A 12,764-nucleotide genomic window follows, 5' to 3' on the forward strand; every position below is an offset into this window, starting at 1 on the left:
GTTCTTCACCTGTCATGTTTGCCGAAAACCCGTAAACTTGCAACATCGAAATGATTATAACGAATACTCACAATTTAAAAATAACGTATATGAAAAGTTTAAGCTTCAGGAAAGATCTGATAGGAGTACAGGATGAATTACTCCGTTTTGCATATAAACTGACAACCGATCGTGAAGAAGCAAACGATTTGTTACAGGAAACCTCATTAAAAGCATTGGATAACGAAGATAAATATACCCCCGACACAAATTTCAAAGGATGGATGTATACTATAATGCGGAACATCTTTATTAATAATTACCGCAAAGTAGTGCGCGATCAGACATTTGTCGATCAGACTGAAAACCTCTATCACCTAAACCTGCCACAAGATTCAGGTTTTGAAAGTACGGAAAGAGCTTACGATTTAAAAGAAATGCATCGTGTAGTCAATGCTCTGCCCAAAGAATACAGAGTTCCGTTTGCCATGCACGTTTCAGGATTCAAGTACCGTGAGATTGCAGAAAAGCTGAATCTTCCGTTAGGTACTGTAAAGAGCCGCATATTCTTTACCCGTCAGAAATTGCAGGAAGAATTGAAGGACTTCCGCTAAGCGTTCACTATCAATTTTCAGTTGGTATCAATAGGTATAGGGCAAAAGGATTTCGTTTCCTTTTGCCTTTTTTATTTTAGGTGTTGGAGGTCTGTATTTGTTATGGGAATTTTTTCAGTAACTTTGTCACTGTTTAATTGACTGCTTGGGCTTATCTGTCGAGGATAGTCGATTTGCTTTTCTAAATAGTCAAAGAATAAATAAAGATATAAATGTTATGATAAAAGCGATCATGCTCGATGTGGATGGAACATTGGTAAGTTTTGAAACTCATAAAGTGTTGTCATCCTCTGTTGATGCCCTTAGGAAGATTCATGACGGTGGAATTCGAATCGTCATTGCTACCGGTAGAGCTGCAGGCGACCTTCATGAAATAGCTGATGTTCCGTATGACGGAATTATAGCATTGAATGGAGCCGACTGTGTTTTGCGGGATGGCACTGTGATAAGAAAGCATCTTATTCCGAAAGATGATTTTAAGAAGGCCATGGAAATAGCAAAGGCCTTTGATTTTGCAGTCGCTATTGAATTGGATGAAGGTGTGTTTGTCAATCGTCTGACTCCGACTGTCGAACAGATTGCTAAAATCGTGGAACACCCTATCCCGGCCGTTGTGGACATTGAAGACCTGTTTGAAAAGAAAGAGTGCTGTCAGCTTTGTTTTTATATCGATGATGAGATGGAACAAAAGGTGATGCCGTTTCTGCCTAATCTTTCCTTGTCGCGCTGGCATCCTTTATTTGCTGACGTGAATGTGGCAGGAATAAGTAAGGCAACCGGCCTTTCGGTATTTGCCGATTATTATGGGATCGGAATGACGGAAATAATGGCTTGCGGTGATGGTGGTAATGATATTCCTATGTTGAAAGCTGCCGGAATCGGAGTGGCGATGGGAAATGCATCGGAGATAGTCAAAGCTTCAGCCAATTTTGTTACTGATACGGTGGAGAATGACGGGCTTTGCAAGGCGTTGAAACACTTTGGAATTATTTAATATTAGGTGCTCTGAAGCTTAATATTATAGGCTTGTTTCCCTATTCCTTATTCTTCGCTATTCCTGCTTTGTCCGTTGCTGTTGTTTTTACCTGTTTGGGAACAATTAGTTATCTTTTACTCTAGTTGGAGGATGGTTATAAAAAGGAAAAATTCCTGCAAGTGTTTCACTTACAGGAATTTTTCAGTGGACCAGCCTGGGCTTGAACCAGGGACCTCCAGATTATGAGTCTGTTGCTCTAACCAACTGAGCTACAAGTCCGATGTATCCTTTGTTGGATGCGGTGACAAAAGTAGTATTTTCCCTCGAATTATGCAAATCCTTTTGATAAAAAACTACGATACTTTATTTTTAGAACTTATATTTGCGCTTCGGGTTCTTGGGGAACCATCCTTTTTGTACCCGCTCTTCCTGTTCGAAGACCTCTTTAATCGTCCAGAAGGAAGAAAACGCAAACACGCCAAGCAAAGAAGATAAAATCACATTATCTATGCTTAATGAGGCGACCACACCGGCTATGCCGAGTACCAGGAATATCCACCAGCATTTTGTACCCCAATAGTATTCGGCCTTTACCACGACGGGGTGAAAAAGGCCGATAATCAAAAAGGTACATATTCCGATGAATAATCCCGCAAGGTGATATTCATTTAGAAACTCCATCACAATTATTTTTCAACGCGGATGGGGATTTCTTTCTTGATACTCTGTTCCAGAGAAATCAATGTCTCGGTAGCTACCACACCCGGTATTTCTTGCATTTTGTTATTCAGCAAATCCATCAGATGTTCGTTGTCGCATGCATAAAGTTTTGTCAGCATTGTGTACGGGCCTGTAGTGAAATGACATTCCACAATTTCGGGAATCTTTTGTAGTTCCGCTACGACAGATTTGTACATGGAGCCTTTTTCCAGTTTGATACCCACGTAGGTACAAGTTCTGTATCCCAGCGATTTCGGGTTAACGTGGTAACCAGAGCCTACAATGACACCTAGGTCAATCAGTCTTTGCACACGCTGATGAATAGCTGCGCGTGACACTCCACATTCGGCTGCTACGTCTTTAAAAGGGATGCGGGCATTCTGGGAGATAATCTCTAAGATCTGCCTGTCGAGGTTGTCTATTCTTTCCATAATAATAAATTGTAATTTCCTGTTGTTATCAAATAGTAAGCAAATATAGAGATTTATTTTAATTATTCTTCTTTTCCGAGAAAAAAAATAGGAAAAAGCAAAAAAAAGAGGCGCAAATGTTTTGCACCTCTTTCCTTTTTCTATTTAGAAAGAACTTCCTTATTTTTCGATGCTTACCAGTTCAACTTCGAAAATCAAAGTAGAGAACGGTTTAATCTGGTTGCCAGATTCTCTTGCACCGTAAGCAAGATCTTGAGGGATGTAAAGTTCCCATTTAGAACCTACAGGCATCATAGTCAATGCTTCTGTCCAACCTTTGATTACTTGGTTAGCACGGAAAGTAGCCGGTTCGTTACGTTTGTAAGAGCTGTCGAATTCTGTTCCGTCAATCAAAGTACCTTTGTAGTTTACTTTCACTTTGCAAGTGTCAGCAGGAATTTCACCCTTACCTTCAGTGATTACTTTGTATTGCAGACCGCTCGGAGTTGTTTTTACACCGTCTTTAGTCTTGTTTTCAGCAAGGAATTTTTCGTTTTCAGCTTTGTAGTCAGCGTATTTTTCTGCCAAGGCTTTAGCTTTGATAGTTTCCATAGCTGTACGAGTATATTCTTGAGCTGCTTCCATAGTCATTACGCCGCCTTTTTCCAAAGTACCTGCGATGAAACCTGCCAGGAAGTTTTCTTTGCTGATGGTTTTAGTAGAGTCAGTGCCAAATAATTCCTGGTTGATACCTTTCATCATCTGGTTGCTGATTTGCTGGCCGATTTGCAGACCTGCCATGTAAGCGATGTCTTTTTTGCTAGTCTTGTTTGCACCTTCGTTCAAACCTTTGATGAAATCTGCCATGTAGGTAGTATCAACGTCCAGACGGCCTGTCAGATAGCCTTTCAGACCTTGAGTCTGCGCCATACCGATAGAATACGACAGTGAGTCGATGTCTGATTTCAGATTTGCTTTAGGAGCTTGAGCTGTACAAGAAGCAAGGCTTGCAGCAGCGGCGATTGCCATAAAAATACTAACTTTTTTCATTTTGCTTTGAAATTTTTTATTTATAATACTTCGAGTAATTCTACTTCAAAAATGAGTGTGCTATGAGGAGGGATCATTTCTCCGGCACCTCTTGCGCCATAGCCAAGTTCTGACGGAATATACAGTTTCCATTTAGAACCTTCCGGCATCAGCTGCAATGCTTCCACCCATCCCGGGATTACTTGGTTGACACCGAATACAGCCGGTTCTCCGCGTTGGATAGAGCTGTCGAACAGTGTACCGTCGATCAATGTTCCTTCATAGTGGCATCTTACCTGGTCGGTAGCTTTCGGCTTTTTGCCTGTACCTTCTTTGATAATTTCATATTGTAGTCCGCTGGGAAGAACAACTACGCCCGGTCCTTTTTTGTTTTCTTCGAGGAAAGCCTGTCCTTGCTCGATAGCAACGGCACCCATTTTAGCTTCCAGTTCTTCGAAATACTTGTTTACTATTTCGCGGGCTTCATTGTGGCTGATAGCCGTCTGATTGCCTTCCAATACGTCTTTGATTGCTTGTGCGAAATCATCTACCGCAAGGTTTCCGATTCCCATACTTGATAAGTTTTGACCAATTCCGAGGCCAATAGCATAACTGAATTTATCCATATAATGTTTTTTGTTGGCGATTGAAATGTATCACCATCATGGTTTTAGCTTTCAATCAATTGCAAATTTATGAATCGCAAAAGTACGTGTTTTATTTGAATGATTTAGCATTTGCTATTTAAAAATTCTTATATCTGTGAAAGTTAATCGCTTTTCTTTGAAGAATTAGTTTTTTTGTTCGTAGGATTTAACCGGCTTATTCTTATTATTTAGGTTGGTTTATGTAGATAATTAATCGTCTGACAACTGTTGAACTTGCGTCTGACAATTGTTGTTTTTTCGTCTGACAACTGTCAGACGAAAGAATAACAGTAGTCAGACGAATAGTTGTTGCCATAAATAATGCTAGCTATCTGCATCTTTCATCTTAAAGTTCTGTATAAACCGGATTATATTAAGCGTAAGAAAGTGTTCTTTTATTCGATGATTCTGATTACATTTGTGTGGCTATTAAAAAAGAAGGAGGAATAGTAATGAAGAATCTGGTAGTTTTGACGGGTGCGGGTATGAGTGCCGAGAGTGGGATTAGTACATTTCGCGATGCAGGCGGTTTGTGGGATAGATATCCTGTGGAGCAGGTGGCCACTCCCGAAGGTTATCAGCGTGACCCGGCTTTAGTGATTAATTTCTATAATGAGCGCCGGAAACAGTTGTTGGAGGTAAAACCGAACCGTGGACATGAATTGTTGGCGGAACTGGAGAAAAACTTCCATGTAACGGTGGTGACACAGAATATCGATAACTTGCATGAACGTGCCGGGAGCAGCCATATCGTTCATCTGCATGGCGAACTGACGAAAGTGTGTTCCAGTAGAGATCCTCATAATCCCCATTACATAAAAGAGCTGAAACCGGAAGAATACGAAGTGAAGATGGGGGACAAGGCCGGCGACGGCACTCAATTGCGACCTTTTATCGTATGGTTTGGAGAAGCTGTGCCGGAAATTGAAACAGCCATCCAATATGTGGAGAAAGCGGATATTTTCGTTATTATCGGTACGTCGCTTAATGTATATCCTGCAGCGGGGTTGCTTCATTATGTACCGAGAGGAGCAGAGGTGTATCTGATTGATCCGAAACCGGTAGATACGCATACTTCCCGTTCGATACATGTGATTCAGAAGGGAGCTTCTGAAGGAGTGACTGAATTGAAACAGTTGTTGGGAGTTTGAGAGGTTTTCTCTTCCCGGTTTTATTCCAGTTCGGTGGCAAAAATATGATTGTTCCGGAGTACTTCCGATATTTCGAGTGCAGAGATATCCCTGCACTCGATTCTTAATATTTTCTCCCAGTCCTCAAAGTCCACATTCCATTTGTCTATTTGGGGGAACTCTGCCAAAAGCTCTCCTATGCGCTTGATGTCACGCTTTTGAGTGATAGAAGTTCGAAAAATCAGAATCTTATTTTCTTTTTCCATATTCTTTAGAGTTTTATTTTAATGAACGGAACTCCCGGATTGTCATACTGAAATGTAACCTGAAATTGCGACTTAAAAGTGAAAGGCTGCTAAAGCCGCAAAGGCGGGCGATTTCAGTGGCGGAAAGTTCCTTGTTTCGTTTTAATAATAGGGCTGCTTTTTCAATCCGGGTACGTTTGATATAATCCGTAGGCGTTTCGCCCGTCAGGATTGTAAATACGCGATGGAAGTGGAAAGGAGAAAAGCAGGCGATACCTGCCATTTTCTGTAATGATAACGGCTGGTCTATGTGATTGTGAATATAGTCGGTCACTTTATTGATCCGTAACTGATATTCTTGTTTATTGATATCTTTCGTCTCCATGTTTTCTGCAAAGTAAAGGATAATAAATGCCGGAGAGTTGTCCTATCTTGCTAACTTCTCCGGCAGATAATCAATCTCTTTTTTGTCCTATATAGAATACGTAGCCGTAGTATTCTTTATACTTATTATATAGGCTCTCTTCATACCGTTGCCCGGTGATGAGGTCTGCGGCTGCGTCATTTCCTGCATATTCCTTTAAGAAAGCTTCCTGAACCGGGAACTGGGGAGCATAGAAATGCTCGGTCCAGCAATTTTCCGGTAAAATGAAATGGGCTGTCGGGATATATCCTGCTTTTTCCATTTGCATTATCTTTCTTGGGATCGTATCGATTTCCGGGTAATTGGCCATCCAGAAGTCTTCTATTTCGGAGGGACGTTCCGGGGTGAACCACGAGGCTTCCGTTACAGCGATAAATCCGTTCTTTTTCAGGAATTTGTTCCATTCGTTCATGCCGCGTTCGAATCCTATGTTATAGATAGCGCCTTCGGACCAGATCAGATCGAGTTCTTCCTCTTGAAACGGCAGAGCGTCCATGGAGCCGACGATACCCTTTACTCTGTCTTCACAATGGGCTTCTATTGCATTTTTGTTGAATAGCTCGATAAAGTCGGGGAAAAGGTCGATACCTGTAATTTGTCCTTTCGTATAGTTGGCTAATGCCATTGTCTGACCGCCCGTTCCACAGCCAATGTCGGCTATTCGTGCCTTGTCGGACAGTTCGTTGATGAAGCTTACGGCTTTTTGTGTGACTTCAGGACTTCCGGGACCTTGACGTTTTAATGCCTTGAAGTAATTACATATCAGTGTAAAATCGAATTCGTGGATTGATTTAAAATCGTTACTCATTGTTTTAATGTTTTAGTTGTACGGCGAATGGAAGCATATAATGATGCTTGCAACCATTTGACCATACAAATAGTTTAAAAATTTAGATATAGAAAGTAACTCTGACAAGAGTATGTCAGAAAACATAAGGGATAATCTGTAATGAGAGGAAGGTTTACAGATTATTTACAGAACGGAATCCTTATGGAATGAAAATGAGTTAAACATCCAATTTTTCTTTTAGTTTGTGACAAAGATAGGGTTTTAGCTGTAAAACTCAATGATAACTTGATTGAAAAAAGACTGTAAACCTGCATTTTAGCAAGAATAGTCAAATAGGAATATGTTTATATATCCGGTTGTATGGATGAGATTGATCGCCCAAATTGATTGAAACTACATTTTTTTGAGTTATTTTTGTCGAATATTAAATACAAATCTCTCATTTAATATATGATACCGATGAAAAGCAAATTATTACTCACATGTACCATCCTGTTTTTCTGTTCCTCTTTTTTGTGCGGACAGAATCAATCTTCTAAAGTGGCAAACTCTGTTGAAACGAATAATGGATGCATCCGGCACCCGTGGCAAGGAAAAAGAGTGGGATATTTGGGAGACTCTATTACAGATCCCAACTGTTATGGTGACAAGATAAAGAAATACTGGGATTTTCTGCAGGAATGGCTGGGAATCACTCCTTATGTATATGGTATCAGTGGCAGGCAATGGAATGATGTGCCCCGGCAAGCCGAGCAACTGAAGAAAGAACACGGTGGAGAAGTAGATGCTATCGTGATTTTGATGGGTACGAATGATTTTAATGACGGTGTACCTATTGGAGAATGGTTTACGGAAACAGAAGAACAAGTGATGGCAGCCCGTGGGCAAACCCAAAAGCTGGAAACCCGTAAGAAACGCACTCCTATAATGGATGGAAGCACGTATAAGGGACGTATCAACATAGGAATCAATAGACTGAAACAACTCTTCCCGGACAAGCAGATTGTGTTGCTGACCCCGTTGCACCGTTCACTGGCCAATTTTGGAGAAACGAATGTGCAACCGGATGAAAACTACCAGAACAGTTGTGGCGAATATGTGGATGCCTACGTGCAGGCTGTTAAAGAAGCCGGCAATGTGTGGGGAGTCCCCGTGATTGATTTTAATGCGGTAACCGGGTTGAATCCGATGGTGGAAGAACAACTGATTTATTTCTACGATGCGGGATATGACCGTTTGCATCCCAGCACGAAAGGGCAGATACGGATGGCACGAACGCTGATGTATCAGTTGCTTGCGTTGCCTGCTACATTTTAAATAGGCCGGACAGAATTCTATGAAATTGTACACTATTCTATAGTACATTTTCTGCAAACCTGTAATTTTGTCTTCTATAAATAATAGAACCTATGAGACATAAACTTCTGTTTTCTTTTTTCATCTTTTTGATAGTTGCTTTACCGATTCGTAGTAAGGATTTTGTTTTGACTTCCGGTCAAACAGTTGTCATCGCTTGCAGCCCTTCTGAAGAACTGGTTGTACGAACCGCATTGGAAATGCTGGGGCGTGATATTCAGACAGTATTGTCGTCGACTACCCAAGCGAATGAGAAAACAGGTGAAATTGTGATAGGAACGGTGGGGCAGAGTGAGCTTATCAGCCGGACCGGCATAGATGTTTCTGCGTTAAGAGGCAAGAAGCAGGCTTTTCTATTATCTGTTTCTCCGGAGGGTAAATTGATCGTAGCCGGTAGTGACAAACATGGCACGGCTTATGGAATACTCGAAATATCCCGTTTGTTAGGTGTCTCTCCCTGGGAATGGTGGGCGGACGTAACTCCGGAAAAGAAGAAACTTTTTAAACTATCTTCCAAATTCCAAAGCCTTCAGGTTCCTTCGGTGGAATATCGGGGTATCTTTATTAATGATGAAGACTGGGGTTTGATGCCATGGAGCAGTCGGACCTATGAACCTTCAAAAGTGAAAGGTGAGATAGGCCCGCGTACCAACCAGCGTATTTTCGAACTCTTACTTCGTCTGCGTGCCAATACCTATTGGCCTGCAATGCACGAATGTACACTTCCTTTCTTCCTGACCAAAGGTAACCGGGAAGCTGCCAAGAAATATGGAATCTTCATCGGTGCTTCCCACTGCGAACCGATGGCCTGCAACGCTGCCGGTGAGTGGAAACGGAGGGGAGAAGGGGCTTATGATTATGTGAATAATGCTCCGGCTGTTTATAAATTCTGGGAAGACCGTGTAAGAGAAGTGGCAGGTCAGGAAATACTCTATACGTTGGGTATGCGTGGTGTACACGATGGCAAGATGCAGGGAGCGAAGACGGTGGAAGAACAGAAGGCCGTAATAGATCGTGTGTTTGCAGATCAACGCGGGTTGATTGAAAAATATGTTGATAAGGATGTAACTAAAGTCCCGCAGGTTTTTATCCCTTATAAAGAGGTACTCGACATTTATCATGCCGGATTACAGGTGCCCGATGATGTAACATTGATGTGGTGTGACGATAACTATGGCTATATCCGCCATTTTCCTACGGCCGAAGAATGCGCACGTAAAGGAGGGAATGGAGTCTATTATCATGTTTCTTATTGGGGACGTCCGCACGACCATCTCTGGTTGAGTACGATGAGTCCGTATCTGATTTTCCAACAAATGAAGCTGGCTTACGATCGAGGCATACAGAAGATGTGGATACTGAACGTCGGAGATATCAAGCCTGCCGAGTATCAGATAGAGTTGTTTATGGATATGGCCTGGAATATAGAAGCTGTTGCCTCGGAAGGAGTGACCTCTCATCTGAAACACTGGCTGGAACGGGAATTGGGAGCTTCGTGCGCAAAGGCAGTATTACCTGTGATGCAGGAACACTATCGTCTGGCCCATATTCGTAAACCTGAATTTATGGGAAATACGAGGGAAGAGGAGAAAGATCCTGTTTATCGTGTTGTCAAAGATCTCCCATGGAGTGAAAAAGAAATCAACGGACGTTTGCAGGCTTATGATAAATTGTCGGAGACAGTGGAACGGGCAGCTTCGAGAATCCCATCCGGCAGACAAAGTGCCTATTTTGAATTGGTGAAATACCCGGTACAAGCTGCTACACAGATGAACCGGAAATTGCTATATGCCCAATTAGCCCGCCACGGGAAAGCGGATTGGGAGAAAAGTGATCTTGCCTATGACAGCATTGTAGTATTGACGAAGCAGTATAACTCACTGGAAGATGGAAAGTGGAACCGCATGATGGATTTTCAACCCCGAAAACTCCCCGTATTCAATCGCGTGGAAAGAAAAACGGCTACTTCTCCGATGATGAAAGAGCGTGTAGCTATCTATAAATGGAACGGCTTGGATGGGAAGAATATCCCGAATGGTAAGAATACATTAAATGCACGGAAAGGAACTTCTGCTATTTGTGAGGGTCTGGGATATGAAAGCAAAGCGACAGGCATCGACAAGGGAGATGCACTGATGTTCTCTTTTGACAATTGGAAAACAGACTTGGTAGAGGTTGACATCCGCTTATTGCCTAATCATCCTGTGGGAGGAGATCAATTACGTTTTTCAATATCGTTGGACGATGCAGCGCCTGAAGTGATCTCTTATGAAACGAAAGGACGGAGTGAAGAATGGAAAGAGAACGTGCTGCGCAATCAAGCCATCCGAACGGTTCGACTTCCGATATCTGGAAAGAAGTCCCACAAATTGGTAATCAAGGCATTGGACGAAGGAGTGATATTAGACCAGGTAATGCTTTATATGCCTTCGCCTACTGGTGAGTAACTGCACGGATCACGAACCATGCATGATGCGCCACGGTTCCAATCAGCCCGTAATGCTTTGCCATGATCCGAAATCTTTCTTTGAGGGATGCTTTCTGATTCCGGGTAGTCATTCCCTCCTCCAGATAGTCGATGATTGTCAGGTGAGTATTGTGCAAAGTACGTGCTTTCTTCATGATGCGGATGCACCAGTCGAAATCTGCAGAAAAGCGATATTGCAGATTGTATGGCTCTACGAGCGTGTGGCGGGGGAAGAATGCCTGGTGGCAGACTAACATTCCCTGTTTGAAACTTTTCCAGGTGAGCGTTTCAGGGGCGGACAATCTGCGCATCCGCAGGAAATGCCTGTCCTTGTCTACGATAGCGGTTTCTCCGTAAAGTATATCAGGCAGTTCGGTGCCGTTAATGGTGTGCACCATTTGTTGCAGCGTATCGTCCTCATGAAAACAGTCGCCTGCATTCAGGAAACAGAGATAATCACCGCTGGCAAGGGCGATTCCTTTGTTCATGGCGTCATACAGTCCTTTGTCGGGTTCGCTGACGACGGTGTGTATGCGTGACCGGTAGCGGTTGATAATAGAGAGAGTCCCATCCTTGGAAGCTCCATCCACGATAATATATTCTATATGATGATAGGTTTGTGAAATAACACTTTGAATCGTGTCTTCCAATACCTTTTCAGCATTGTATGTCACCGTAATGATAGAGAACTTGGGAGTAGGATGGACACTATGCATATTTCCCCGTTATTTTATTGTAGACATCTGTATATTTCTTTGCAACGATACTCTCCGAATAATTACCCAGAACCTTGCGACAGGCCTGTGCGGAGAGTTCATTGTATTCCGGTTCCGTCAATATCCAATGTATGCCGTTGGAAAAATCTTCGGAAGATTTGTATTGTGCCACGTAGCCGTTGTGCAGATGATCGATCATTTCGGGGATACCTCCCACATTAAAACCGACACAAGGCACTCCACAGGCCATTGCTTCCATAATCATATTAGGAAGATTTTCTTCCAGAGACGGGATGGCGAAGAGATCTACGGCATTGTAGATATTTACCACTTCATGCTCATTCTTGATATACGGGAGCGGGTATACATGGAAGGGAAGTTGTTCCTGTAACTGCTGCGATTGGTTGCCGAATACAACTACACCCAGTGAGTCTTTCCATTCCGGATGCTTTTCTGCCAACAGTTTGCACGCCCCAATCAGATAGTCGACCCCTTTTCGTTTGTCAGTGATCTTTAATGAGCCGAACAAAACCAGTTTCTTACCTTCCGGCAACATGAATTTGGCACGCGCTTCCTTCTTGTTCATGGGCTTGAACAGGCTGGTGTTGATGGCGTTCGGAATATTGGTGACGCTTTTCCCTTCGAACAATGCACTGGTCTGGGCTTGTTCCTTCAGCCAATGGCTGCACGTGACGAAATGAATAGGAGCGTAGCTGTATAGCTTCTGTTTTTTGCGGAACGTGCGATAGGATAAATCCTTTCGTCCCCCGCCTTTGTAGATGTACGGACAGTCATGACATTCCTGCTGATAGTTGTTACACTCCCGTGCGTAATGGCAGATGCCGGTGCATGGCCACATATCGTGCATGGTCCAGACTACGGGTTTGCCGGAGGTCAGTATCTTTCGTATATCGTTCAGTGAGAGCATTCCCTGGTTGATCCAATGCAGATGGATCACGTCGGCCTGGCGGAATTCCGGGAGTGAGGTGATGTCTGTACCTGTGTTGGCGATGTCTACGTCAAACAAATGGTAACGACGGAAACGGTTGGCACTCCAGATCACAATCCGTTCCCACATGAACTTCCACACTTGCAACCAGTTACTTTTTAAGCGGACAACACTGATTTGGTCGGTCTGTTTGTCACGTACCAGCATTTTGGCTTTGATGCCGTTGTTTTTCAGTGACTCCATCAACCGGCTTGCTGCGATGGCTGCTCCTCCTATTCGTTCAGATGTATTTATAATCAGGACTCTCATGGG

Annotated in this window: 14 protein-coding genes and 1 tRNA gene; 5 read left to right on the forward strand and 10 right to left on the reverse strand. The window is 42.9% G+C overall.

Annotation, left to right across the window (positions count from 1 at the left end):
• The first annotated feature begins 89 nt into the window (after window positions 1–89).
• The gene (locus DXB58_RS01730) at window positions 90–593 is read left to right on the forward strand and encodes an RNA polymerase sigma factor (protein ID WP_004323001.1); all 504 of its coding nucleotides are present in this window, start codon (window positions 90–92) and stop codon (window positions 591–593) included.
• A gap of 217 nt (window positions 594–810) precedes the next feature.
• Window positions 811–1,587 carry a Cof-type HAD-IIB family hydrolase gene (locus DXB58_RS01735; protein WP_122135735.1) on the forward strand — a complete coding sequence of 259 codons (777 nt, stop codon included), beginning with the start codon at window positions 811–813 and terminating at the stop codon, window positions 1,585–1,587.
• Window positions 1,588–1,774: 187 nt separating this feature from the next.
• On the opposite strand, the gene DXB58_RS01740 is transcribed toward DXB58_RS01735, so the two are convergent.
• The 5 genes from DXB58_RS01740 to DXB58_RS01760 all read right to left on the reverse strand — a co-directional run bounded on the left by DXB58_RS01740 (window position 1,775) and on the right by DXB58_RS01760 (window position 4,354).
• Window positions 1,775–1,848 (reverse strand) — tRNA-Ile (locus DXB58_RS01740).
• Between the two features lie 90 nt (window positions 1,849–1,938).
• Complete coding sequence (locus DXB58_RS01745) at window positions 1,939–2,250, reverse strand: DUF4491 family protein (RefSeq protein ID WP_004302581.1); 312 nt, start codon at window positions 2,248–2,250, stop codon at window positions 1,939–1,941.
• A gap of 5 nt (window positions 2,251–2,255) precedes the next feature.
• Window positions 2,256–2,720 carry an Lrp/AsnC family transcriptional regulator gene (locus tag DXB58_RS01750; protein WP_004302580.1) on the reverse strand — a complete coding sequence of 155 codons (465 nt, stop codon included), beginning with the start codon at window positions 2,718–2,720 and terminating at the stop codon, window positions 2,256–2,258.
• A 159-nt stretch (window positions 2,721–2,879) separates the two neighbouring features.
• Window positions 2,880–3,749 (reverse strand): FKBP-type peptidyl-prolyl cis-trans isomerase, encoded by an 870-nt coding sequence (locus DXB58_RS01755; RefSeq protein WP_009001118.1) that lies wholly within the window; start codon window positions 3,747–3,749, stop codon window positions 2,880–2,882.
• Window positions 3,750–3,769: 20 nt separating this feature from the next.
• Complete coding sequence (locus DXB58_RS01760; RefSeq protein ID WP_008775241.1) at window positions 3,770–4,354, reverse strand: FKBP-type peptidyl-prolyl cis-trans isomerase; 585 nt, start codon at window positions 4,352–4,354, stop codon at window positions 3,770–3,772.
• A 473-nt stretch (window positions 4,355–4,827) separates the two neighbouring features.
• Between DXB58_RS01760 and DXB58_RS01765 the strand changes: the two genes are divergently transcribed.
• Window positions 4,828–5,526 carry an NAD-dependent deacylase gene (locus tag DXB58_RS01765; RefSeq protein ID WP_122135736.1) on the forward strand — a complete coding sequence of 233 codons (699 nt, stop codon included), beginning with the start codon at window positions 4,828–4,830 and terminating at the stop codon, window positions 5,524–5,526.
• Window positions 5,527–5,546: 20 nt separating this feature from the next.
• Here the strand turns inward: DXB58_RS01765 and DXB58_RS01770 are convergent, their stop codons facing one another.
• From DXB58_RS01770 to DXB58_RS01780, 3 genes are all read right to left on the reverse strand, one after another.
• Window positions 5,547–5,771, reverse strand: coding sequence for a hypothetical protein (locus tag DXB58_RS01770; RefSeq protein WP_009001116.1), 225 nt, complete (start codon window positions 5,769–5,771; stop codon window positions 5,547–5,549).
• A gap of 13 nt (window positions 5,772–5,784) precedes the next feature.
• Window positions 5,785–6,135 (reverse strand): helix-turn-helix domain-containing protein, encoded by a 351-nt coding sequence (locus DXB58_RS01775; RefSeq protein WP_004302575.1) that lies wholly within the window; start codon window positions 6,133–6,135, stop codon window positions 5,785–5,787.
• 70 nt (window positions 6,136–6,205) lie between these two features.
• On the reverse strand, window positions 6,206–6,982 hold the full coding sequence (locus DXB58_RS01780; protein WP_122135737.1) for a class I SAM-dependent methyltransferase: 777 nt from the start codon (window positions 6,980–6,982) through the stop codon (window positions 6,206–6,208).
• A 441-nt stretch (window positions 6,983–7,423) separates the two neighbouring features.
• Here DXB58_RS01780 and DXB58_RS01785 point away from each other — a divergent pair, with 441 nt between their 5' ends.
• The gene (locus DXB58_RS01785) at window positions 7,424–8,281 is read left to right on the forward strand and encodes an SGNH/GDSL hydrolase family protein (RefSeq protein WP_008646570.1); all 858 of its coding nucleotides are present in this window, start codon (window positions 7,424–7,426) and stop codon (window positions 8,279–8,281) included.
• Window positions 8,282–8,373: 92 nt separating this feature from the next.
• Window positions 8,374–10,767 carry a glycosyl hydrolase 115 family protein gene (locus DXB58_RS01790; protein ID WP_122135738.1) on the forward strand — a complete coding sequence of 798 codons (2,394 nt, stop codon included), beginning with the start codon at window positions 8,374–8,376 and terminating at the stop codon, window positions 10,765–10,767.
• Here DXB58_RS01790 and DXB58_RS01795 read toward each other — a convergent pair.
• The gene (locus DXB58_RS01795) at window positions 10,754–11,503 is read right to left on the reverse strand and encodes a glycosyltransferase family 2 protein (RefSeq protein ID WP_122135739.1); all 750 of its coding nucleotides are present in this window, start codon (window positions 11,501–11,503) and stop codon (window positions 10,754–10,756) included. The two genes, DXB58_RS01790 and DXB58_RS01795, sit on opposite strands and share 14 nt — an antisense overlap.
• A complete protein-coding gene (locus DXB58_RS01800; RefSeq protein WP_122135740.1) occupies window positions 11,496–12,761 on the reverse strand; it encodes a glycosyltransferase family 4 protein in 1,266 nt (421 codons plus the stop codon). The genes DXB58_RS01795 and DXB58_RS01800 overlap by 8 nt, the downstream gene beginning before the upstream one ends.
• Between the last annotated feature and the right edge of the window lie 3 nt (window positions 12,762–12,764).

The sequence above is a fragment of the Bacteroides sp. OM05-10AA genome, from assembly GCF_003439055.1.
Classification (GTDB): Bacteria; Bacteroidota; Bacteroidia; order Bacteroidales; family Bacteroidaceae; genus Bacteroides; species Bacteroides intestinigallinarum.

What these genes read in the sequence shown, in the direction of transcription:
- DXB58_RS01745 (WP_004302581.1), bottom strand. Translation starts at nt 2,250, where the DNA reads ATGGAGTTTCTAAATGAATATCACCTTGCGGGATTATTCATCGGAATA.
- DXB58_RS01765 (WP_122135736.1), top strand. Translation starts at nt 4,828, where the DNA reads ATGAAGAATCTGGTAGTTTTGACGGGTGCGGGTATGAGTGCCGAGAGT.
- DXB58_RS01795 (WP_122135739.1), bottom strand. Translation starts at nt 11,503, where the DNA reads ATGCATAGTGTCCATCCTACTCCCAAGTTCTCTATCATTACGGTGACA.
- DXB58_RS01780 (WP_122135737.1), bottom strand. Translation starts at nt 6,982, where the DNA reads ATGAGTAACGATTTTAAATCAATCCACGAATTCGATTTTACACTGATA.
- DXB58_RS01785 (WP_008646570.1), top strand. Translation starts at nt 7,424, where the DNA reads ATGAAAAGCAAATTATTACTCACATGTACCATCCTGTTTTTCTGTTCC.
- DXB58_RS01760 (WP_008775241.1), bottom strand. Translation starts at nt 4,354, where the DNA reads ATGGATAAATTCAGTTATGCTATTGGCCTCGGAATTGGTCAAAACTTA.
- DXB58_RS01790 (WP_122135738.1), top strand. Translation starts at nt 8,374, where the DNA reads ATGAGACATAAACTTCTGTTTTCTTTTTTCATCTTTTTGATAGTTGCT.
- DXB58_RS01800 (WP_122135740.1), bottom strand. Translation starts at nt 12,761, where the DNA reads ATGAGAGTCCTGATTATAAATACATCTGAACGAATAGGAGGAGCAGCC.
- DXB58_RS01770 (WP_009001116.1), bottom strand. Translation starts at nt 5,771, where the DNA reads ATGGAAAAAGAAAATAAGATTCTGATTTTTCGAACTTCTATCACTCAA.
- DXB58_RS01750 (WP_004302580.1), bottom strand. Translation starts at nt 2,720, where the DNA reads ATGGAAAGAATAGACAACCTCGACAGGCAGATCTTAGAGATTATCTCC.
- DXB58_RS01730 (WP_004323001.1), top strand. Translation starts at nt 90, where the DNA reads ATGAAAAGTTTAAGCTTCAGGAAAGATCTGATAGGAGTACAGGATGAA.
- DXB58_RS01775 (WP_004302575.1), bottom strand. Translation starts at nt 6,135, where the DNA reads ATGGAGACGAAAGATATCAATAAACAAGAATATCAGTTACGGATCAAT.
- DXB58_RS01755 (WP_009001118.1), bottom strand. Translation starts at nt 3,749, where the DNA reads ATGAAAAAAGTTAGTATTTTTATGGCAATCGCCGCTGCTGCAAGCCTT.
- DXB58_RS01735 (WP_122135735.1), top strand. Translation starts at nt 811, where the DNA reads ATGATAAAAGCGATCATGCTCGATGTGGATGGAACATTGGTAAGTTTT.